Below are 21837 nucleotides of genomic sequence, written 5' to 3'. Positions count from 1 at the left end.
GCACGATGGGAAGGCCGGGCGAGTAGGCCTATTGGCCGAGTCACTATGGCGCCCGGTGGCGGGGCGGGGGGCGCAGAATCCATCCGGCGGCTGCCGGCGACTAGGAGAGAAGCGATGCGCAGCAGGATGGGGTGGGTTTTTCTGTGCGCTGCGCTGGCGGCCAGCGCTGCCCTTGCGCAGGCGCAGCAGCCCAGGAAGGTTCCGCGTCTGGGCTACCTGGCGGCCGTTTCGGCCAGCGCCGATGCGCCGCGGCTGGAAGCATTCCGGCAGGGGCTGCGCGATCTCGGCTATGTCGAAGGGCAGACCATCCTGATCGACTACCGCCACGAGAGCCAGGATCTGCAGCGGCTTCCGAGCCTGGCGGCCGAGCTGGTCGGCCTCGACGTCGACGTGCTCGTGGCGGTGACGTCGAATGCGGCGCAGGCCGCCAGCCGGACGACCCGGACCGTGCCGATCGTCTTCATGGGCGTCACGGATCCGATCACCACCGGACTGGCCCAGAGCCTGGCGCGGCCCGGCGGCAACAGCACCGGCATCACCAACGTGGCGGCGATCCTCACCGGCAAGCGACTGGAACTCCTGAAGGAGATCCAGCCCGCCGTCGCCCGCGTGGCGGTGCTCTGGGACCCCCTGGCGCCCGGCTCCGTTCCCCAGTGGGAGGCCAGCCAGTCGCCGGCGGAGAAACTCGGCCTCCAGCTGTATTCGATGGCGGCCAGCAGCGCCGACGCCTATGCCGAGGCCTTCAAGGAAGCCGCCAGGGCGCGCAGCGGCGCGGTGTGGGTCACGTTGAACCCGGTGGCCAATTCGAACCAGAGGATGATCGCCGAGCTGGCCATCGCGCACGGGTTGCCGTCGATCTGTGCCCGCAGCGACTATGCCGAGAACGGCTGCCTGGTGGCCTACGGACCGGGCTACGGCACCGAGGGCAAGGACGGCGCCCGCTACGTCGACAGGATCCTGAAGGGCGCCAAGCCCGCGGACCTGCCGATCGAGCAGCCGACGACCTTCGAGTTGCTGATCAACCTGAAGACCGCCCAGCGTCTCGGCGTGACGATCCCGCGAACGGTGCTGGACCGGGCCGACAAGCTGATCCAGTGATTCCCGGCGCCGGCGGGCCGGCCCGTCAATCGTCGGTGGCGGCGTTGGCGCCGCCGCTGGCCGCGAAGAACGGCATCGGATCGACCGCGCTGCCGTTCCGGCGCAATTCGAAATGCAGCTTGACGGTGGCGGACTCGCTGTTGCCCATGCGGGCGATCAGCTGGCCGCGCTTCACGCTCTGGCCTTCCTTCACGAGCAGTTCGCTGTTGTGCGCGTAGGCCGACATGTAGGTGGCGTCGTGCTTGATCATGACCAGCCGTCCGTAACCGCGCAGCGTGGCCGCCGCGAAGACCACCTTGCCGTCGCCGGCGGCGCGGACCGGGTCGCCCTTCGTGCCCCCGAAGTCCACGCCCTTGTTCGAGCGGCCGTCGAAGCGCGCCACGACGGCGCCGCTCGCGGGCCGCTGGTAGCTGCGGTCGGGCTTGATTGCAGCCACCGGCTTGTCGGCCTCGGTGCGCGCTTGCGTCTTCTTCGACCGGGATGCCTGCTTCGAACCGGATGGCTTCGGCGCGCTGGTGCTGCGCGAAGCTTCCGAGCGGGCGCCGGAATCGTCCGCCGGGGCTGCGCCAGCCGGCGCCGCGCGCCGTGCGGGCGGGGCGGGCTGGGTGGCGCACCCGATGAGCAGCGCGCCGGCCACGGCGCAGGCGAGGCCCGACGCAGCGCGGCCGATGAATGTCCTGTACTGACCTGTCATGCGTCGACTGTAAGGGCAGCGGCCTCGGGCCGGCGCCGGGCCGTCCCAAGGCGGCGGGGGGCTCAGTCCTTCACGCCAGATGCGATGCCAGCAGCTCGCGCACCCGTGTCACCAGTTCGGGCTCGGCGCGGCGCGGCGGCAGGAACTGGAAGGCCACGCGCGGCAGCGCCGGCAGGCCGTGCGGCGCCTGCAGCCGCGTCACGCCGGCGCACAGCGCCGATTCGTTGAGGCAGGCCACGCCGAGCCCGGCCGCCAGCGCCGACTGCAGGCCCGCCACGCCCGAGGCGACATGCGCCACCGCGTATGGCACGCGCCGCTCGCGCAGCAGGCGGATCGTGAACTGGTGCAGCGTACAGCTGTCGGGCAGCACCAGCAGCCGCAGCGGCTCGCCGCGCGCGATGCGATGGCCTTCGGCGCCGACCCATGCGAGTGCTTCGCGCCGCAGCGGCGACGCCGGCCCTCGGCTGCCGGCCCGGGCCGCCGCCGGGTTGATGCGCATCGCCAGGCCGATGTCGAAATCGCCGCGCCCGAAGGCGGCTTCCATCGCGCTGCCCTGCAGGACGCTCACGTGGAGGCGCAGTTGCGGATAGCTCTGGCCGACCCGGCTCAACAGGCGGCTCAGCTCACCCGGCCTGAAGTAGTCGGTGACCGCGAGCCGCAGCTCGCCCTGCAGCGTCTCGCCGCTCAGGTCGCGCAGCGCCTCGTCGCTGGCGGCGAGCAGGCGGCGCGCATGGTCGAGCAGGCGCAGGCCGGCGGGCGTCGGCGCGACGCCGGCCTTGCTGCGGCTCAGCAGCGCATGGCCGATCCGCTCTTCGAGCTTGCGCATCTGCTCGCTGACCGCGGACTGAGAAAGGAACACGACCGGCGCCGCCGCCGTCAGGCTGCCCGCGTCGACCACCGCGACCAGGGTCTTGAGTTGTTGGAGATCGAGAGGCTGCATGCCGATATCCATTCATGAAACCGATGATATGCATCATATCTTCCCGCTTTTCAGATGACATTGCGGTTTCGACAATGAGGCCTCGTTCATTGCAGGAGCTCAGCCACCATGCCCCATATCGTCATTCATCTCTCGGGCCAGCCCGATGCGCAACTCACGCGCAAGGTCGTCGACAAGGTCGCCGGCCTGACCCAGTCCGTGCTCGACAAGCAGCTGCCCGTGATCGCGATCGCGGTGCAGTACATCGCGGCCGACAGCTGGTTCGTCGGCGGCCAGTCGCTGGCCGAGCTGGGAAAGTCGGCCTTCCATCTCGACATCAGCATCACCGACGAGACCAACACCAAGGCCGAGAAGGCCCGCTACCTGCGCGAGGTCCACGCCGCGATGGCCGAGCTCAGGGGCAATCTGCACGAGGTCTCGTACGTGCACCTGATCGATGCCCGCGCCGCGGCCTACGGCTATGGCGGCAGGACCCAGGAGTACCGGCACCAGCAGGCTGGGGTCTGAGGCCCCCACGCTCGTCACTTCGTGTACTCGCTGCCCCCCGAAGGGGGCGCAGACCGCCTTGGGGCGGCCCGGCGCCGGTCTGAGGCCCCCACGCTCGTCACTTCGTGTACTCGCTGCCCCCGAGGGGGGCGCAGACCGCCTTGGGGCGGCTCGGCGCCGGTCTGAGCGTCAGCTACGCGATCGCCGCGTAGGCCACGATCTCGATCTTCATGCCCGGCACCACCAGGCCCGAGACGCCCATGCTCGATCGGTTCGGGTAGGGGGCGGCGAAGAACTCGCGGTACACGGCGTCGATCCGCGGCATGTCCTGGACGTCGGTCATGTAGATCAGCACCTGGGTGACGTCGTCGAGGCGGCCGCCGGCGGCCTCCACGGCGCGCCGCAGGTTGGCGAAAGTCAGGCGGGCCTGGTCTTCGATGGCGCCGGTGTCGATGCGGCCGTCGGGGCGCACCGGCCCGTGGGCGGTGAACAACAGGCCCGAGGCCTTCACCGCCCAGGAGAAGGGCTGCGCCAGCGCCGGCAGGCCGGTGTCGACGATCTCCTTCACGCGAGCACCGCCGCCATCGCCTGCGCCACATGGTCCACGTTGGCGCTGGTCAGCCCCGACAGGCACATGCGGCCCGAACGCACCAGGTAGACCGCATGCGCGTCGCGCAGCCGCGCCACCTGCGCCTCGCTGAGTCCGGTGTAGCTGAACATGCCACGCTGCGTGACCAGGTAGCCGAAGTCGCGCCGACCCTGGAACGTCTCGTCGAGCACCGCCAGCAGGCGTTCGCGCATGGCGCGGATGCGCTGTCGCATGGCGGCCGTCTCGTCGGTCCAGAGCGCGAACAGCGCCGGGTCCTGCAGCACGCGGCTGATCACGCGGGCGCCGTGCGTGGGCGGGGTCGAGTAGTTGCGGCGCACGGTCGCCTTCAGCTGGCCCAGCACGGTCTCGGCCGCGGCGCGGTTCTCGCACACCACGCTGAGGCCGCCGCAGCGTTCGCCGTACATCGAGAAGTTCTTCGAGAACGAGTTGGCGGCGAAGAAGGCGATGCCGGCGTCGGCCAGCGCGCGCAGGGCGAAGGCATCCTCGTCTAGGCCGTCGCCGAAGCCCTGGTAGGCGATGTCGATGAACGGGATCAGCTCGCGCGCGCGCAGCACCGGGATCAGCGCCTGCCACTGTTCGTGCGACAGGTCGACGCCGGTCGGGTTGTGGCAGCTGGCATGCAGCAGCACGATGCTGCGGCGCGGCAGGGCGTCGAGGCTGGCCAGCATGCGGTCGAACGAAAGGCCGCCGGTGGCCGGGTCGTAGTAGGGATAGGTCCGAACCGCGAGGCCGGCGCCTTCGAAGATGGCGCGGTGGTTTTCCCAGGTCGGATCGCTGACCCAGATGCCGGCTTCGGGAAAGTAGCGGCGCAGGAAGTCGGCGCCGACCTTCAGCGCGCCGGAGCCGCCGAGCGTCTGCAGCGTGGCGATGCGGCCGCTGGTGACGGCTTCGTGCGAGGCGCCGAACAGCAGTCGCTGGACGGCGCTGCGGAAATCCGCGAGGCCCTCGATCGGCAGGTAGGGGCGCGGCCCGATCTCCTGCAGCAGGGCAGTCTCGGCGCGGCGTACCGAGGGCAGCACCGGCAGGCGGCCTTCATCGTCGAAGTAGACGCCGATGCCGAGGCTGACCTTGTTCGGGCGCGGGTCGGCCTGGAAGGCTTCCATCAGAGACAGGATGGGGTCGCCCGCGTAGGGCGGGACATGGCTGAACAGCGAGGGGGACGAGGCGGTCATGAAGAAGTCTCTGATGGGCGTTGTGAAGCCCGGATTCTTCGATCGGCGGATCGGCATGCCAAGTATTTTTTGATCGGTGCATAGATTTGTCTATTTATCTTCGGATTAAGAATTTTCTTTGCGCATCCGCCTGGCGACGCGAGGCCGAGCAGGCCTGGCAATCTTCAACATTGTCAAGACGCATTTGTTCTGTTCGTTCGAATTGCCGGTGCGGAACTGTCTGTGTTTAATGCCCGAAAAAAAGGGGCATTGGCCTCAGGAGGAGCTCGAATGAACCGACGAAGAAAGTTGGAGGGAGCCCAACCCGACAACCAGCTCACGCCGGGTGCCGAGTACCGGCGCCGCCGCTACCCCGAAGGCCGGTTGCGCGAGCGCAGCCGCACCAGTGCCGACGTCTCGGCCGGCTGGGTTCATTCGCTGCTGGACGGAAGCGGCAGACTGACGGTCACCGCGCATGGCGGCCAGCACGTCGCGACCAGCCGGCCCGACGGCAACTCCAGTTTCTACGGCGCCACCGTGGCGCTGGACTTCACGGTCAACAACACGTTGAGCTGGGGCACCTTTGCCTGGTGGGAGCGTGATGCCTACAACGTCGACCGGGTGCATTTCCACCCGGACACGATCGACAACAGCGTGATCCTGCGGCGCAAGGACAAGCTCTATGAGGTGGGCGCCTATCTGGTCTGGGAATTTGTGCCGACCTGGACGCTCAGGCCCGAATTGCTCTGGATTCGCGACCAGAGCAATTCGGTTGGCTTCAACTACGGCGCGACCGAGGCCTGGCTCAATGTCCGAAAGAGCTTCTGAATGCGTCGCCCGACTTGGGTACGTGCGCCTTGACAAACCCTATGAGCACATTGATCCTCGCTCCGCGCTGTAAGTGAAAGTGCACATACAGGGCATCGAAAAGAAGAACAAAGGAGTAGGAATGGCTTCGACCGAGCAGAAGATGTCGCGCATGCAGCTCACCGCGATGGTGGTGGGCGGGATGGTCGGTGCGGGGATCTTCTCCCTTCCGCGGACCTTCGCGAATGCGACCGGTCCGCTCGGCGCCGTGATCGCGTGGCTCATCGCCGGCACCGGCATGTACATGCTGGCCCGGGTGTTCCAGTCGCTGGCCGAGCGCAAGCCCGACCTCGACGCCGGTGTGTTCGCCTATGCGAAGGCGGGCTTCGGCGACTATCCCGGCTTCCTGTCGGCCTTCGGCTACTGGATCGGCAGCTGCATCGGCAACGTGTCGTACTGGGTGCTGATCAAGTCCCACGTGCCCGCCACATCCGCTGCCCAACGAGTTGGTAATTGGCCCAGGACGACGACGCTGCTGGCGATCGCGGCGCTGGTGTCGCTGTCGGCCTGCAGGCGCGCCGAGGAAGCCCCGGCGCCCGAGGTCCGGCCGGTCCGCGTGATGACGATCGAGCGCCGCTCGGTCGGCGACACCGTCTCCCTCACCGGGCGCGTGCAGGCGCAGAGCGAGGTCAACCAGTCCTTCCGCATCGACGGCCGGCTGATCGAGCGCAACGTGGACATCGGCGACCGGGTCAAGCCGGGCCAGCTGCTGGCGCGGCTCGACCAGATGAACGAGGACAGCAGCCTGCAATCGGCGCGGGCCCAGCTGGCGGCGGCGCAGGCCCAAGGCATCGAGGCGCGCAACACCTTCAACCGGATGCGCGACCTGCTGGCCGAGAACGCGGTGTCGCGCGCATCGTTCGAGCAGGCGGAAGCGCTGCTGAAGGTCACGCAGTCGCAGGTCGAGTCGGCACAGTCGCTGGTCAACATCGCCCAGAACCGCGTGAGCTACACCCGGCTGCTGTCCGACGTGGCCGGCGTGGTCACGGCGCGCGGCGCCGAGCCCGGCGAGGTGGTGCCGGCCGGCCGCATGATCGTGCAGGTGGCGCGCGAGGGCGCGATCGACGCCGTGTTCGACGTCCCGGCGCAGGTCAAGGACATCGCCCCGAGCAACCCGGACATCCTGGTCGCGCTGGGCGGGGACCCCAAGGTCACGGCCGCCGGCAAGGTGCGCGAGGTCTCGCCGCGCGCCGATCCGGTCACCGGCACCTTCGCGGTCCGGGTCCGGCTGATCAATCCGCCCGCGGCGATGCGCCTGGGCAGCACGGTCACGGGGCGCATGAAACTCGACACCGAGCCCGCGCTCGACATCCCGGCCAGCGCACTGGTCCGCGCCAACGGCCAGAGCTCGGTGTGGATCGTCGACACCAAGGCCGGCACCGTCGCGGCCCGCAATGTCCAGGTGCGCGCCTATGACGCGGCCCGCGTCCAGGTCTCGCAGGGGCTGGCGCCCGGCGACGTGATCGTCACCGCCGGGGTCCAGGCGCTGCGGCCGGGACAGAAGGTCCGCTGGCTCGAGGCCGCGAAGTGATCGGCCCGAACCTGTCGGAGTGGGCGCTCTCGAAGCGCTCGCTGGTGGTGTTCCTGATGATCATCGCGGTCGTCGCGGGCACCTTGTCGTTCCTGAAGCTGGGGCGTGCCGAGGACCCGGCCTTCACTTTCCGCACCATGATCGTCGCCGCCGGCTGGCCCGGTGCGACGGTCGACGAGACGCTGTCGCAGGTCACCGAGCGGCTCGAGCGCACGCTCCAGGAAACGCACCACCTCGACCGCGTGCGCAGCTACACCACGGCCGGCCAGACCACGATCTTCGTCGACCTCAAGCAATCGACGCCGGCGGGCGAGGTGGCCGACATCTGGTACCAGGTGCGCAAGAACATCGGCGACATGCGCCAGACGCTGCCGAGCGGCGTCGTCGGGCCCTTCTTCAACGACGACTTCGGCGACACCTTCGGCGTCATCTATGCCTTCACCGCCGACGGCTACACCTTCCGCGAATTGCGCGACAAGGTCGAAGACGCGCGTTCGCGCCTGCTGCAGGTGCCCGACGTCTCCAAGGTCGAGGTGCTGGGCGCGCAGGACGAGCAGATCTTCATCGAGTTCTCGACCGAGCGCCTGGCCGGCCTGCGCCTGGACTACGGCGCGATCGTCGCGGCGCTGCAGGCACAGAACGTGATCCGGCCGGCCGGCGTGCTGCAGACCGAGCAGGAGCGCGTCTTCATGCGCGTCACGGGGTCCTTCGACACCGAGCGCGACATCGAGGCGGTCAACCTGGTGCTCGGCGGCCGCAACATCCGGCTCGGCGACATCGCGACCGTGCGCCGCGGCTTCGCCGATCCGCCGCAGCCGATGTTCCGGGTCAACGGCAAGCCCGCGATCGGCCTGGCGATCGCGATGCGCGAGTCAGGCGACATCCTCGCGCTCGGGAAGAACATCAAGGCCGAGATGGCCGACATCACGGCCAACCTGCCGCACGGCATCGAGCCGACGCTGGTGGCCGACCAGGCGGTCACGGTCGACGTCGCGATCAGCGACTTCATGGCTTCGCTCTGGCAGGCCATCGCGATCATCCTGGTGTGCAGCTTCGTGAGCCTGGGCGTGCGGCCCGGCGCGGTGGTGGCGCTGTCGATTCCGCTGACGCTGGCGATCGTGTTCGCGGTCATGGATCTGGTCCACATCGACCTGCACCGGGTCTCGCTCGGGGCGCTGATCATCGCGCTGACCCTGCTGGTCGACGATGCGATGACCACGGTCGACGCGATGATCAACCGGCTCGCGGCCGGCGACACCAAGGACCAGGCGGCGACCTTCGCCTACCGCACGCTGGCCGCGCCGATGCTGATCGGCACGCTGGTGTCGATCTCCAGCTTCGTGCCGATCGGCTTCGCGCGCAGTTCGGCCGGCGAATACACCTTCTCGATCTTCGCCGTGGTGGCGATCGCGCTGATCGTGTCCTGGCTCGGCGCCGTGATCTTCGCGCCGCTGGTCGGCAAGGCGCTGCTGAAGGCGCCCAAGCCCGGCGCCGACAACCAGCCGAGCAAGTTCCTCAGTGCCTACGGCAGCTTTCTCAAAGGCGCGATCCGGGCCCGCTGGCTGACGATCGGTCTCACGCTGGCGGCCTTCGTGGTGTCGATGTTCCTGGTGCGCTTCGTGCCGCAGCAGTTCTTCCCGGCCTCCGACCGGCCCGAGCTGACGATCGACCTGACCCTGCGGCAGAACGCATCGATCCACGCCACCGAGGACGAAGTCAAGCGGCTGGAGGACATCCTCAAGGCCGACCCCGATGTCGACCACTTCAGCTCCTATGTCGGGCGCGGCGCGGTGCGCTTCATCCTGACGCTCAACGTCCAGCTGGCCAACCCCTTCTTCTCGCAGCTGATCGTGGTCGCCAAGGACCTCGAGTCGCGCGACCGCCTGCAGAACAAGCTCGAGAAGGTGCTGGCCGAGCAGTTCCCCGACATGGTCGCGCGGGTGTCGCCGCTCGAACTCGGGCCGCCGGTGGGCTGGCCGCTGCAGTACCGCGTGATGGGTCCCGACAAGGACGAGGTGCGCAAGATCTCGCTCGATCTCGCCGGCATCCTGGGCTCGCATCCGCAGGCCCGGCACGTCAATTTCGACTGGATGGAGCCGGCGCGGCAGATCCAGATCCGCGTCAACCAGGACGAGGCGCGCCAGCTCGGCATCAGCACCGGCGCGCTGGCCGGCATCATGAACGCGACCATCACCGGAACGCCGGTCACGCAGGTGCGCGACGACATCTACCTGGTCAACGTGGTGGCCCGCTCGAGCGCCGAGCAGCGCTTGTCGCTGCAGACGCTGAGCACCTTGCAGGTGCCCACGGCCAGCGGCCGGATGGTGCCGCTGAACCAGTTCGCGACCTTCTCGGAAGAGCAGGAGTCGCCGCTGGTCTGGCGCCGCAACCGGGTGCCGACGCTCACGGTGCGGGCCGACGTGGTGCACGGCGCGCTGCCCGACACCATCGTCGAGGCGCTGGCGCCGAAGATCAAGGCGTTCAACGCCAAGCTGCCGAAGGGCTACAAGATCGAGACCGGCGGCTTGTCCGAGGAGAGTGCCGCGTCGAGCGCCTCGGTGTTCGCCGTCGTGCCGCTCATGATCGTGCTGATGCTGCTGAGCATGATGGTGCTGCTGGTGAGCTTCCGCCGGCTCGCGATGGTGGTCTGCGTGATGCCCCTGGGATTGATCGGCGTGGTGATCACGCTGCTGGTGTTCAACCGGCCGCTGGGCTTCGTCGCCATCCTCGGCATCCTGGCGCTGATCGGCATGATCGCCAAGAACGGCGTGATCCTGATCGTGCAGATCGAGACCTTCCGCGCCGAAGGCATGAACGTGCTCGATGCCGTCGTGGCCTCGGCCACCTCGCGGATGCGGCCGATGATGCTGACCTCGATCTCGACCGTGCTCGGCCTGATCCCGATCGCGCCCACGGTGTTCTGGGGCTCGATGGCCTTCGCGATCATGGGCGGGCTGCTGGTGGCCACCGTGCTGACGCTGGTCTTCCTGCCGACCCTGTACGTGCTGGTGTTCGGCAAGGAGAAGCCGACGCCGCCGGCGGGCGCGGTCGAGCCGGCGTGAGCGGCCGGATCTCTGAAGGGACAACGCGCATGAAGTCCGCCCCGTCGGCACCTTCGCGGCGTTCCACGGCGATGGTCCGCGGGCTGCTGCTGCTCGTGCTCTGGCTGCTGCTGATCCCCAGCCTCAAGCCGGCCGATCTTGTAGTCGGTCTGGTCGCGGTGGCGGCCGGCACCTTCACCAGCCTGCGCCTGCTGCCGCCCGAGGCGGGGCACTTGCGCCTGGGCGCGCTGCTCGGATTCCTGCCGCATTTCCTCTGGCAATCGGTGCTGGCCGGTGTCGACGTCGCACGCCGGGCGCTGTCGCCGCGGATGCCGCTGCGGCCCGGCTTCGTCGTCTACCGGGTCGGCTTTCCCCCCGGCCTCGCGCGCAACGAGTTCACCTCGATCACCAGCCTGCTGCCGGGCTCGGTGCCGGTCGCCGATTCGGAAGAAGAGATCGTCTATCACTGCCTGGACGTCGGCGAGCCGGTCGCCGAACAGATGGCCGCCGAGGAGCGCCGCCTGCGCGGGGCACTGGTCGCGGGAGAGCGCCACCATGACTGAGTTCCTGCTCGGCGCATCGGCCTTCGTGCTGTTGACGGTGGCGGTCGGCCTGATCTGCATCCTGCGCGGCCCCGACGACGTCGATCGCATGATGTCGGTGCAGCTGTTCGGCACCGCCGGCATCGCGGCCCTGCTGCTGCTGGGGGCCGCGATCGGCGCGGCGGCGGTGGTCGACCTGGCGCTGATCCTGGCGGTGCTGGCGGCTTTCGCCGCGCTGGCCTTCGTCAAGGCCGGCGTGCGCTCGGGGCCCGACCTCGCCGAGCCGGAGGACCGCGCATGAAGGGTATCGCGGACATCTTCACGATCGTCGCCGTGGTCGCTGGCGCGTTCTTCTTCCTGGCCGGCACTGTGGGGCTGCTGCGCTTCCCCGACACCTTCACGCGGCTGCACGCGCTCACCAAGGCCGACAACCTCGGGCTTGGCCTGGTGGTGATGGGCCTGCTGCCGCAGATGGACGGCGTGATGGCCGGCCTCAAGCTGATCCTGGTCTGGCTGATGGTGCTGCTGGCCTCGGCGACGGTGTCGCAGCTGATTGCGCGCGCGGTGCGGCGCGGCGGGCCGAAGCCATGAGCGCCGCCCGGCCGCCCGAAGGCGCTCGCACCGCAGTGCGCAGCACGGAGGTTGCCATGAGCGCCGCCCGGCCGCCCGAAGGCGCTCGCACCGCAGTGCGCAGCACGGAGGTTGCCTTATGAGCGCCGCCCGGCCGCCCGAAGGCGCTCGCACCGCAGTGCGCAGCACGGAGCTTGCCTTGTGACCGAGGCGCTGACCCTGGCCCTGGTGGGCTTGCTCATGGCGCTTGCCGTCTGGACCCTGGTGGCGCGCGACACCTTCGCCGCGGTCGCCGGCTTCGTTCCGTACGGCCTGCTGCTCACGCTGGCCTGGCTGCAGCTGCGGGCGGTCGACGTCGCGATGACCGAGGCGGCGATCGGCGCCGGCCTGACCGGCGTGCTGCTGATCGCGGCCGCCGCGCGGCTGCGGTCGACCGAGGCGCCAGCCTGGGCCGAGCGGCCGGGCGCGCTGACCCGGGTGCTGGCCGCGATCGTGTCGGCGGCCGTGGCCGCGGCCATCGGGGCCTGCGTGCTGCTGCTGCCCGATCCGGCCCCGACCCTGGCGCCGGCCGTGGCGCAGAACATCGCCGCCACCGGCGTCGGCAATCCGATCACCGCGGTGCTGATGTCCTTCCGTGCCATGGACACGCTGCTCGAGGCCATCGTGCTGCTGCTGGGCCTGATCGGCGTCTGGTCGCTGGCGCCCGACCGCTTCTGGGGCGGGCGGCCGGGGCCGGCGCCGACGGAAGATCCCAACAGCATCCTGGGCTATCTCGCGCGGGTGCTGCCGCCGATCGGGATCGTCGTCGGCGTCTACATCCTCTGGGTCGGCGCCGACGATCCAGGCGGCAAGTTCCAGGGCGCCACCGTGCTGGCGGCGATGTGGCTGCTGGTCATGATGGCCGGCCTCTCCGATGCGCCCGCCGTCGACCGCACCTGGGTCCGGATCGCGCTGGCCGGCGGCCCGGCCGTGTTCATCGCGATCGGCCTCATCGGCGCGGGCATCGCGGGCGCCTTCCTGGGCTACCCCGAAGCGCTTGCCAAGCCCTTGATCGTGGTCGTCGAGGCGGCGCTGCTGCCGTCGTTGGCGGTCACGCTGGCCTTGCTGCTGACCGGGCCGCCACGCCGAAAGGACGGTGGCCGATGAACACGCCCACGTTGCTCGGACTGTGTGCCGCGGTGCTGGTCGGCCTGGGGCTCTACGGCCTGATCGTGAGCCCGCACCCGCTGCGCAAGATCATGGCCTTCAACGTGATGGGCAACGGCATCTTCCTGGTCTGCGCGGTGATCGCGCGCCGGGGGGCGGGTGCGGGATTGGGCGGCGACCCGGTGCCGCAGGCGCTGCTGATCACCGCCCTGGTGGTGGCGTTCGCGGCCTCCGCGCTGGCGGTCGCGCTGGTGCTGAGGCTGTTCGAGGAGACCGGCTCGGCCTCGCTGTCCGCCCAGGGCGCCGCGCCGAAGCCGAATGCTGCCGAGGGCGAGGTCTAAGTGCCGCCTTCGGTGCCCGTGGATCCGACGACACCCGGCGGCCTGCTGCTGGTGCTGGCCGTGCTGTTGCCCTTCGTCGGCCTGATGCTCGGCTTCGTGCTCGGCGGCCGGCGTGCGCAGCAGGTGGCCTGGGCCACCCTCGCGCTCGGCGGGGTCGGGGTGGCCGCGATCGCGCACCGGCTGTGGGTGTCCGGCGACGCGCTGATCTACCTGCTCGGCGGCTGGGCGCCGCCGCTCGGCGTCACCTTGCGGGCCGACGGCCTGTCGGTCTGCATGATGGTGGTCGTGATGGTGGTGGTCGTCGGCATCGGTGTCTACGCCAGCGGCGATTTCGGCACGCCCGCCGGGGTGCGCGAGAAACGCGGGGCGCTGACCTTCTGGCTGCTGCTGCTCGCGGTCTGGGGCTCGCTCAACCTGGTGTTCGTGAGCGGCGACGTGTTCACCTTGTACGTCGCACTCGAACTGCTGACTTTCGCGGGCGTGCCGCTGGTCAGCCTCGACGGCCGCGGCGAGACCCTGCAGGCGGCGCTGCGCTACCTGCTGTATGCGCTGGCCGGCTCGATGTTCTACCTGCTCGGCGTCTTCCTGCTGTACGGCGCCTACGGCACGCTCGACATCGCGCTGCTGGCGCAGCGCGTCGGTGCCGAGCCGGTGGCCTGGGGGGCCGCGGCGTTGATGACCGCCGGGCTGCTGGCCAAGACCGCGCTCTTTCCGCTCCACCTGTGGCTGCCGCCGGCCCACGCCGGCGCGCCCGCAGCCGCCAGCGCGTTGTTGTCGGCGCTGGTGATCAAGGGCGCCTGGTTCCTCGTGGTGCGGCTGTGGGTCGACGTCTTCGCCGGCGTGGTCACGCTGCCTTCGGCGCAGCTGCTGGCGGCGCTCGGCGCCTCGGCGATCCTGGTCGGCAACGTCGTCGCCTTGCGCCAGGCGCGCCTCAAGCTGCTGATCGCCTATTCGACCGTGGCGCAGATCGGCTACCTGTTCCTGATGTTCCCGTTGGTGGCCGGGCTCGACGCCGCGCAGATGGACAGCACGGTCGCGGTCACCGGCGGCCTGCTGCAGGCGATCTCGCATGCGACCGCCAAGGCCGCGATGTTCATGGCGGCCGGGCTGGTCTACAGCACGCTCGGCCATGACCGCGTGGCCGACCTGCGCGGCGCCGGCCGGGCCCTGCCGATGACGATGGCCGCCTTCGCGCTGGCCGGCGCTTCGCTGATCGGGCTGCCGCCGTCGGGCGGCTTCCTCGCCAAATGGATGCTGTTGTCGGCGGCCATCGCCACCGCCCAGTGGTGGTGGGTGGTGGTGATGCTGGTCGGCGGCCTGCTGACCAGCGCCTACGTGTTCATGGTGATGGTGCGCGCGATGGCGCCGGCCGCCCTCGGCTGGGTGCCGAAGGCGCGCGTTCCGGGCTACCAGCAGGGGGCCGTGCTGGCGCTCGCGCTGTGCTCGTTCCTGCTCGGCGTGGCGGCGCTGCTGCCGATCGACGTCGCCCAGATCGGCCGCACCGGCCTGCTCTCGATGGGGGCCAGATGATCGGGTCCGTCACGCTCGCCGCCGTCGTGTTCGAAGTCCCGGTGCTGTTGCCGCTGGCGCTCGGCGTGCCCTTGCTGCTGTTGCTCGCGTGCGCGTTGCCGGCCTTGCGCCGGCGGCTGCCTGCGCTGTTCGTGCTGGCCCCCCTGCCGGCCCTGGCGGCGGCCTTGCTGGCCGGCGCCGACCCGGATCTGGTGCTGGGCAATGCCTTCTTCGCATTGACCTTCGCGCTCGATGCGCCGGGTGCGATGCTGCTCGGCGTCGCATCGGTGCTGTGGATCTTCGCCGGCGCCTACGCCGCGCGCTGGCTGCGCGAGCGGCCCGACCGCGATGGCTTCATCGTCTGCTGGCTGCTGACGCTCACCGGCAGCGTCGGCGTCTTCCTGGCGGCGGACCTGATCGGTTTCTACTTCCTGCTGGCAGTGCTCAGCGTCGGTGCCAGCGGCCTGGTGCTGCAGGGCGAGGGGCCGGACGCCTTTCGCGCCAGCGCGCTCTATCTCGGGCTGGCGCTGCTGGCCGAGGCCTTCCTGCTCGCCGGCCTGCTGCTGCTGGCCCAGGCCACGCCGGACGGCAGCCTGCTGATCGGCGACGCCGTGGCGGCGCTGCCCGGCTCGCCGTGGCGCGATCTCACGCTGCTGCTGCTGCTGGTCGGCCTCGGCATGAAGGCCGGCCTGCTGCCGCTGCATTTCTGGATGCCGATCGCCTACGGCGCGGCACCGATCCCGGCCGCGGCGGTGATGAGCGGCGCGGTGGTCAAGGCCAGCATCATCGCGCTGGTCCGCTTCCTGCCGTTCGATGCCGCGCTGCCGGCCTTCGGCCTGCCGCTGGCGGCGCTCGGGCTGTTCGGCGCCCTCTACGGCGTCGCGATCGGCATCACGCAGACGCAGCCCAAGCTGATCCTGGCCTACTCGAGCGTCAGCCAGATGGGCTTCCTGGCGGCGGTGATCGGCATGGGCCTGGCCGCCGGCAACCCCGGCACCGTGCTGGCCGCGGCCTTCTACGCCGCCCACCACCTGCTCGTGAAGGGCGCCCTGTTCCTCGCCGTCGGTGTGGTGATGTGCACCGGCCGCCGGCACCTGTGGCCGATGCTGCTGCCGGCCGCGGTCATCGCGCTGGGGCTCGGCGGCCTGCCGCTGACCGGCGGTGCGCTGGCCAAGTACGCGGCCAAGGACCTCATGGGCAGCGGCCTGGCCGCCACCGTGGCCGTGGTGTCCTCGATCGCCACCACGCTGCTGATGGTCCATTTCCTGCGGCGCCTGGCCGCCGACACGGCGGTCGATCCGGGCGCGCGCGCGCCGTTCGCGCTGGTGCTGTCCTGGCTGGCGCTGGCGCTGGCCTCGGTGGCGCTGCCCTGGGCGCTCTGCCTGGCGCTGCCGCTCGGCGCGCTGCCCCAGGCGCTGTCGCCGGCGGCGCTGTGGGCGGCGCTCTGGCCGGTCCTGATCGGCGCCGCCATCGCGCTCGGGCTGGACAGCCTCGGGCGAGCGCTGCCGCGCATCCCGGCGGGCGATATCGGCGTGGCCCTGGGCCGGCTCGACGGGGTGGTCGCTGCGGCGGCGCGAGGATTCGAAACGATCGACACTTTCGCGCGGCGCTGGGCCGTCGCGAGCATCGCATTGCTGGTAGTGTCCCTGCTGTTCGGCTACGCGCTGATGGCACCGGGCTGAAGGAGAACGAGATGAGGAAGTCAACGCTTGCGGCAGTGTCCGCTGCGGTCCTGGTGGTCCTGGCGGGCTGCACGGTCGGGCCCGACTTCGTGCGGCCCGCGGTGCAGTCGCCGGCGGCCTGGCGGATCGACTACCCGATGGCCGCCGAAGTGGCCAACACCCGATGGTGGGAGCAATTCGGCGATCCGGTCCTGAACCAGCTGATCGAGACCGCGCTGCGCGACAACCTCGATGTCCGCGTCGCCGCGGCCCGTATCGACCAGTTCCTCGGCGCCCTGACGACCACCGATTCGCAGGCCTATCCGCAGCTGGGCTACGGCGCCGGTGCCGCCCGCACGCGCGCCAGCCGCGAAGGCCAGCCGCCGATCCCGGAGCCCGCGAGCAACTACTTCTCGCTCTACCAGGCGAACCTGAGCGCGAACTGGCAGGTCGACCTGTTCGGCCGCGTGCGGCGCCTGAGCGAGGCCGCGCAGGCCCAGGTCTACGCCAGCGAGCAGGCCCAGCGCGGCGTCGTGCTGACGCTCGTCACCGGCGTGGCGACCAGCTACATCGCGCTGCGCGCGCTCGACCGCCAGCTCGAGATCGCCAGGTCGACCGCCGCCAATTTCGGCGAGACCGCGCGCATCTTCGACCTGCGCTTCAAGCGCGGCCTGGTGTCGCAGACCGAAGTGATGCAGGTGCGCTCGCAGTACCAGCAGGCGCTGACCGCGATTCCCACCTTCGAGCAGCAGATCGCGACGCTCGAGAACCAGATCTCGATCCTGCTGGGCCGCGATCCGGCGTCGATTCCGCGCGGGCGGACCATCGACGAACTGGTCGCGCCGCTGATCCCGGCCGGCCTGCCCTCCGACCTGCTGCAGCGGCGGCCCGACATCCTGGCAGCCGAGCAGAACCTGGTGGCCGCCAACGCCAGCATCGGCGTGGCGCGTTCGCTCTATTACCCGAGCCTGTCGCTGACCGGCGCGCTGGGCTCCACCAGCACCTCGTTCAGCAACTTCCTCACCGGGCCCGCCACCGCCTGGTCGGTGGTCGCGGGCCTGACGGGGCCGATCTTCACCTTCGGCGCCATCGAGGGGCAGGTGCGCTCGGCCGAGGCCCAGAAGGCGCAGGCCGAGCTGGTCTACCAGCAGACCGTGCTCGCCGCCTTCCGCGACGCCAACAACGCGTTGATCGGTACCCAGAAGAGCATCGAGGGGGTCGAGTTCCAGCGCGGCCGGGTGATCGCGCTGCGCGAGTTCGCGCGGCTGTCCAGGCTCAAGTTCGAGAACGGCCTGATCGGCTACCTCGAGGTGCTGGTGGCCGACAACGAACTGTTCGCGGCCGAGCTGGCCTTCGTGAACCTGCAGGCCGGCCGCTATACGCAGGCGGTCAACGTCTACCAGGCGATGGGCGGCGGCTGGGTGGACACGGCCGATTCGATGACCCAGCGTCCGGTCGGCATGGCGGACAGGCGCAGCCGCTGACCGCATCGGCATGAACGAGCGCTTCCAGACCTTCGTCTACGGCACCGCGACCGCGCTGATGCTGGGTTGGGTGTTCTACATCGGGCGCAACGTCTTCGTGCCGATCATGTTCAGCGTCTTCGTGGTCTACGTGATCCTCGGGCTGGCGCGCCTGATCGGCAAGGTGCCGCTGCTGGGGTCGGCCTTGCCGCAGGTGGTCATCTCGATGCTGTCGGTGCTGATCATCGCGGTGGGCCTTGGCATGGTGGTCTACACGATCCTGGCCAACAAGGACAGCGTGATCGCGATGGCGCCGCGCTACCAGGAGTCGCTGCTGGCGGCGGTGCAGCGGGTGGCGGTGCTGATGCGGGTCGAGTCCGAACCGACCTGGACCACGCTGCGCCGCGACCTGCTGGCGCAGGTGAGCCTGCAGCGGGTGGTCGGCTCGGTGCTGGCGTCGCTGTCCTCGCTGTTCGCCACCGTGATCGTGGTGGCGCTCTACGCCTGTTTCCTGCTGGTCGAGCGCAGCCATCTCGACCGCAAGATCTCCGCCATCGCGCGCAGCCCCGCGCATGCGCAGCGCATCAAGCAGGTGATCGCCGACATCAACGCCCGGGTCGGCGCCTACCTGGCGCTCAAGACCTTCCTCGGCGTGCTGCTGGGCGCGCTGAGCTACGTGATCATGCGTTTCGCCGGCCTCGAGTTCGCCGGCTTCTGGGCGGTGATGATCGCCTTGCTGAACTATGTGCCCTACATCGGCTCGTTCCTGAGCGTCGTGCTGCCCGGCCTGATGGCGGTGGCTCAGTTCGGCGGTGCCGGCGAGGCGATCCAGATCATGATGCTGCTGGCCGCGGTCCAGTTCGTGATCGGCAACTTCCTGGACCCCTACGTGATGGGCAACTCGCTCAACCTGAGCCCGTTCGCGATCCTCGTGAGCCTGGCGGTCTGGGTCGCCCTCTGGGGCGTGCCCGGTGCCTTCCTGGCGGTGCCGATCACCGCCATGATGACCATCATCTTCTCGGAGTTTCCAGGCACCCGCCCGATTGCCGTCCTGCTCTCGCAGAACGGAAAACCTTAGCTCGCCCCCAGGTTGCCCTGCACTTCGTGTCGGGGCGCCCACCCCCTGCCGGGGGCAACACCAGCGGCCCGGCGAAGCCGGTTCCGCGGTGTTTCACCAACGGGCCTGGCTGCGCCGGCCGATAGATGAGAGGCGTCGTGCTTGTTCTCTGGCGGCGCGCAGCGCACGCCTGTTCGTGGGCAGTCGCGGAACCGGCTTCGCCGGGCCGCTGACTGCGCCCCCGGTAGGGGGTGGGAGGGCTACACGAAGTGAGCCCGACCTGGGGGCGAGCCAATTACTGCGGGCTTACCCTCGCGTCGACGCCGTTGCCCTGGATGAACACGCGCTGGCCCACGCGCAGGCCCGGGCTGACCGGTTGGGTCACCTCGACCAGCACGCCGCTGTCGGTGCGCACGAAGACCTCCTGGCCGGCCACCGGCGTGTCGTAGCGCCGGGCGACCTCGCTGCCGGCCACGGTGCCGCCGATGGCACCGACCACCATCGCGACGTCGCGCCCGGTGCCGCCGCCGATCAGGCTGCCGATGCCGACCCCGGCCAGGCCGCCGAGCACCGCGCCGACGCCGGTGTGGTGCGAACTGGGGATCGTGGTCGGCGTGATCTGCTCGATCTTGCCCTGGCGGATCGTCATCGATCCGGGCTGCGAGCCTGGCGCCGCACACGCGGTGAGCACCAGCGCCAGCGCGAATGCTGCGACGCGATAGAAAAGCCTTGCTGCCATGGAGTTCCTCCTAAGGGGGTTTGAAGTGCCGGATGACACGCTTTCCAGAATAGCCTGAAGCGGCCGGCCGCGAGCGGATGCGGCAGTGAAATGCACGCCGTGCGTCACGGCGGCGCAACGCTGACTCAAGTTTCCTGCCGGATCGCCGATATGCGTTCAGCGCAAGCCGCTCGCCGTTCGGGGGCGAGGCGGCGGTCGCGACGAGGAGCCAGTGTGAATCTGAGGTTGGTGCAGGGCCGCTGCGGCACGCGCCCCAAGGGGCGGATATGAGCTTGGCCGTCTATGGCTACGATGCCTTCAAGATGCTCGCTTTCGCCGCGCCGGTGGCGGGCTTCGCGGCGGTCGCCCATGTGCGGGCGACGCGGCGCCGCGAGCAGGCGCGCCGGTTCGAAAGTGCGAGCCGCAGTTGCCGGATCGTCTTCGTCGAGGTGCCGGGAATTCCCGGCGCTCCTCCCGATACGGTCTCCTTCGAGCTGACACCGCAGCTGCTGGGCTGGCTCGCCGCGGCCCAGAGCGGATCGCTGAAGGGCATCGACACGCCCGATGCCGTGATGCTGGCCTTCGACGTCGACGCGGCCTGGAGGGGCCTCAGGCTCGCCGGCACCGGCGGCCAGCACAACGCCCACAGCCAGCTGGTGGCGACCCGCGAGCGCTTCTTCGTGCGCTCGGTCGACGCCGGGCGCAACAGCGCCTCGGTCTCCCTCCGATCGATGCTCGATGCCCATCGCAGCCTGGCCGAGGGCGAGCCGCTCCATTGCTCGGCCGAAGGCCAGATCGGCGTGAGGCCGGTGCGGCGGCTGCGGGTCGAGCCGGCCGCCGCGGCCAGGCAGTTCTATTGGGTGCGCGCCAATAGCCCACCGCCCTCGCGCCCACCGCCGAGTTAGGTAGGATCGGCGGCCGCCCCTGCTTCCGGGCGGCCCCGCAATTCAAGGACTCTGCATGACCACCCCCAGCTACCCCGACACCCGCCTGCTGATCGATGGCGAATGGTGTGACGCCGCGAGCGGCAAGACCCAGGACGTGATCAACCCGGCCACCGGCAAGCCGATCGGCAAAGTCGCCTTTGCCGGCGCCGCCGACCTCGATCGCGCGCTGGACGCGGCCCAGCGCGGCTTCGAGGCCTGGCGCCGGATTCCGGCCAACGAGCGCGCCACCACCATGCGAAAGGCCGCCGCGCTGCTGCGCGAGCGTGCACCCGAGATCGCCCGCATCCTCACGCAGGAGCAGGGCAAGCCCTTCGCCGAAGCCCGCGGCGAGGTGCTCGCGGGCGCCGACATCATCGAATGGTTCGCCGACGAAGGCCGCCGCGTGTACGGCCGCATCGTGCCCTCGCGCAACCTGGCGGCGCAGCAGCTGGTGCTGAAGGAGCCGGTCGGCCCGGTCGCCGCCTTCACGCCCTGGAACTTCCCGATCAACCAGATCGTGCGCAAGCTCGGCGCGGCGCTGGCCAGCGGCTGCTCCTTCCTGTGCAAGGCGCCGGAGGAAACCCCGGCTTCGCCGGCCGCGCTGCTGCAGGCCTTCGTCGACGCCGGCGTACCCAAGGGCACGGTCGGCCTGGTGTTCGGCGATCCGGCCCAGATCTCGAACTACCTGATCCCGCACCCGATCATCCGCAAGGTCACCTTCACCGGTTCGACCCCGGTGGGCAAGCAGCTCGCGGCGCTGGCCGGCCAGCACATGAAGCGCGCCACCATGGAGCTCGGCGGCCATGCGCCGGTGATCGTCGCCGCCGACGCCGACGTCGAACTGGCCGTCAAGGCCTCGGGCGGCGCCAAGTTCCGCAATGCCGGGCAGGTCTGCATCTCGCCGACCCGCTTCCTGGTGCACAACAGCATCCGTGACGCCTTCGTCCAGGCGATGGTGAAGCATGCCGAGAGCCTGAAGCTCGGCGACGGCCTGGCCGAAGGCACGACGCTCGGCCCGCTGGCCAATGCGCGCCGCCTCGGCGCCATGGCCAAGGTGCTCGAAGACGCCCGCGCCACGGGCGCCAAGGTCGCGACCGGCGGCGAACGGGTCGGCAGCAGCGGCAATTTCTTTGCGCCCACGGTGCTGACCGATGTCTCGCTCGAGGCCGATGTCTTCAACAATGAGCCCTTCGGCCCGATCGCGGCGATCCGCGGCTTCGACTCGCTCGACGACGCGATCGCCGAGGCGAACCGCCTGCCTTTCGGCCTGGCCGGCTATGCCTTCACGCAGTCGATCAAGAACGCGCACCTGCTGTCGCAGCGCGTGGAAGTCGGCATGCTGTGGATCAACCAGCCGGCCGCGCCCTCGCCCGAGATGCCTTTCGGCGGCATCAAGGATTCCGGCTACGGCTCGGAGGGCGGTCCGGAGGCGATGGAGAACTACCTGAACACCAAGTCGGTGTCGATCATGGCGGTATAGGGCTCG

At 69.9% G+C, this 21837-nt stretch carries 21 protein-coding genes; 16 read left to right on the top strand and 5 right to left on the bottom strand.

What is annotated here, in order from left to right; all coding sequences use genetic code 11:
- The first annotated feature begins 114 nt into the window (after positions 1 to 114).
- Positions 115 to 1098, top strand: a complete 984-nt coding sequence (locus AC1DYD_RS20100) for an ABC transporter substrate-binding protein (protein ID WP_478174517.1) — start codon at positions 115 to 117, stop codon at positions 1096 to 1098.
- A 25-nt stretch (positions 1099 to 1123) separates the two neighbouring features.
- On the opposite strand, the gene AC1DYD_RS20095 is transcribed toward AC1DYD_RS20100, so the two are convergent.
- Positions 1124 to 1792 carry a M23 family metallopeptidase gene (locus tag AC1DYD_RS20095; RefSeq protein ID WP_478174516.1) on the bottom strand — a complete coding sequence of 223 codons (669 nt, stop codon included), beginning with the start codon at positions 1790 to 1792 and terminating at the stop codon, positions 1124 to 1126.
- A gap of 70 nt (positions 1793 to 1862) precedes the next feature.
- Positions 1863 to 2732 (bottom strand): LysR family transcriptional regulator, encoded by an 870-nt coding sequence (locus tag AC1DYD_RS20090; RefSeq protein ID WP_478174515.1) that lies wholly within the window; start codon positions 2730 to 2732, stop codon positions 1863 to 1865.
- 108 nt (positions 2733 to 2840) lie between these two features.
- Here AC1DYD_RS20090 and AC1DYD_RS20085 point away from each other — a divergent pair, with 108 nt between their 5' ends.
- The gene (locus AC1DYD_RS20085) at positions 2841 to 3239 is read left to right on the top strand and encodes a tautomerase family protein (RefSeq protein WP_478174514.1); all 399 of its coding nucleotides are present in this window, start codon (positions 2841 to 2843) and stop codon (positions 3237 to 3239) included.
- Between the two features lie 172 nt (positions 3240 to 3411).
- Here the strand turns inward: AC1DYD_RS20085 and AC1DYD_RS20080 are convergent, their stop codons facing one another.
- Positions 3412 to 3786 (bottom strand): RidA family protein, encoded by a 375-nt coding sequence (locus tag AC1DYD_RS20080; RefSeq protein WP_478174513.1) that lies wholly within the window; start codon positions 3784 to 3786, stop codon positions 3412 to 3414.
- The gene (locus AC1DYD_RS20075; protein ID WP_478174551.1) at positions 3783 to 4979 is read right to left on the bottom strand and encodes an amino acid aminotransferase; all 1197 of its coding nucleotides are present in this window, start codon (positions 4977 to 4979) and stop codon (positions 3783 to 3785) included. Before AC1DYD_RS20075 ends, AC1DYD_RS20080 begins: the two co-directional genes overlap by 4 nt.
- Before the next feature lie 291 nt (positions 4980 to 5270).
- Between AC1DYD_RS20075 and AC1DYD_RS20070 the strand changes: the two genes are divergently transcribed.
- The 12 genes from AC1DYD_RS20070 (at position 5271) to AC1DYD_RS20015 (ending at position 18728) form a co-directional block, all read left to right on the top strand.
- On the top strand, positions 5271 to 5807 hold the full coding sequence (locus AC1DYD_RS20070) for a hypothetical protein (RefSeq protein ID WP_478174512.1): 537 nt from the start codon (positions 5271 to 5273) through the stop codon (positions 5805 to 5807).
- A gap of 121 nt (positions 5808 to 5928) precedes the next feature.
- Positions 5929 to 7377, top strand: coding sequence for an efflux RND transporter periplasmic adaptor subunit (locus tag AC1DYD_RS20065; RefSeq protein ID WP_478174511.1), 1449 nt, complete (start codon positions 5929 to 5931; stop codon positions 7375 to 7377).
- Entirely contained in the window at positions 7374 to 10439 is a 3066-nt protein-coding gene (locus AC1DYD_RS20060; protein ID WP_478174510.1) for an efflux RND transporter permease subunit, read from the top strand. The genes AC1DYD_RS20065 and AC1DYD_RS20060 overlap by 4 nt, the downstream gene beginning before the upstream one ends.
- Positions 10440 to 10468: 29 nt before the next feature.
- Entirely contained in the window at positions 10469 to 10981 is a 513-nt protein-coding gene (locus AC1DYD_RS20055; protein WP_478174509.1) for a Na+/H+ antiporter subunit E, read from the top strand.
- Entirely contained in the window at positions 10974 to 11261 is a 288-nt protein-coding gene (locus tag AC1DYD_RS20050) for an MrpF/PhaF family protein (protein ID WP_478174508.1), read from the top strand. The genes AC1DYD_RS20055 and AC1DYD_RS20050 overlap by 8 nt, the downstream gene beginning before the upstream one ends.
- A complete protein-coding gene (locus AC1DYD_RS20045) occupies positions 11258 to 11551 on the top strand; it encodes a cation:proton antiporter (RefSeq protein ID WP_478174507.1) in 294 nt (97 codons plus the stop codon). Before AC1DYD_RS20050 ends, AC1DYD_RS20045 begins: the two co-directional genes overlap by 4 nt.
- Before the next feature lie 180 nt (positions 11552 to 11731).
- The gene (locus AC1DYD_RS20040) at positions 11732 to 12676 is read left to right on the top strand and encodes a hydrogenase subunit MbhD domain-containing protein (RefSeq protein ID WP_478174506.1); all 945 of its coding nucleotides are present in this window, start codon (positions 11732 to 11734) and stop codon (positions 12674 to 12676) included.
- Entirely contained in the window at positions 12673 to 13017 is a 345-nt protein-coding gene (locus tag AC1DYD_RS20035; protein ID WP_478174505.1) for an NADH-quinone oxidoreductase subunit K, read from the top strand. Before AC1DYD_RS20040 ends, AC1DYD_RS20035 begins: the two co-directional genes overlap by 4 nt.
- An 18-nt stretch (positions 13018 to 13035) precedes the next feature.
- On the top strand, positions 13036 to 14547 hold the full coding sequence (locus tag AC1DYD_RS20030; RefSeq protein WP_478174504.1) for a complex I subunit 5 family protein: 1512 nt from the start codon (positions 13036 to 13038) through the stop codon (positions 14545 to 14547).
- On the top strand, positions 14544 to 16208 hold the full coding sequence (locus AC1DYD_RS20025) for a proton-conducting transporter transmembrane domain-containing protein (RefSeq protein ID WP_478174503.1): 1665 nt from the start codon (positions 14544 to 14546) through the stop codon (positions 16206 to 16208). The genes AC1DYD_RS20030 and AC1DYD_RS20025 overlap by 4 nt, the downstream gene beginning before the upstream one ends.
- An 11-nt stretch (positions 16209 to 16219) precedes the next feature.
- Positions 16220 to 17671: an efflux transporter outer membrane subunit gene (locus AC1DYD_RS20020; protein WP_478174502.1), complete on the top strand. Its 1452-nt coding sequence runs from the start codon at positions 16220 to 16222 to the stop codon at positions 17669 to 17671.
- Positions 17672 to 17681: 10 nt separating this feature from the next.
- Positions 17682 to 18728 carry an AI-2E family transporter gene (locus AC1DYD_RS20015; protein ID WP_478174501.1) on the top strand — a complete coding sequence of 349 codons (1047 nt, stop codon included), beginning with the start codon at positions 17682 to 17684 and terminating at the stop codon, positions 18726 to 18728.
- 274 nt (positions 18729 to 19002) lie between these two features.
- Here the strand turns inward: AC1DYD_RS20015 and AC1DYD_RS20010 are convergent, their stop codons facing one another.
- Complete coding sequence (locus AC1DYD_RS20010; protein WP_478174500.1) at positions 19003 to 19446, bottom strand: outer membrane lipoprotein; 444 nt, start codon at positions 19444 to 19446, stop codon at positions 19003 to 19005.
- A gap of 266 nt (positions 19447 to 19712) precedes the next feature.
- On the opposite strand from AC1DYD_RS20010, the gene AC1DYD_RS20005 reads away from it, so the two are divergent.
- A complete protein-coding gene (locus AC1DYD_RS20005) occupies positions 19713 to 20330 on the top strand; it encodes a hypothetical protein (protein ID WP_478174499.1) in 618 nt (205 codons plus the stop codon).
- A gap of 55 nt (positions 20331 to 20385) precedes the next feature.
- Positions 20386 to 21831: an NAD-dependent succinate-semialdehyde dehydrogenase gene (locus AC1DYD_RS20000; protein ID WP_478174498.1), complete on the top strand. Its 1446-nt coding sequence runs from the start codon at positions 20386 to 20388 to the stop codon at positions 21829 to 21831.
- Positions 21832 to 21837 lie beyond the last annotated feature (6 nt).

It is taken from the genome of Variovorax sp. P4_B11 (assembly GCF_056402355.1).
The sequence above is the reverse complement of the archived record's forward strand: the minus strand, read 5'-3'. Positions and strand labels throughout refer to the sequence as shown.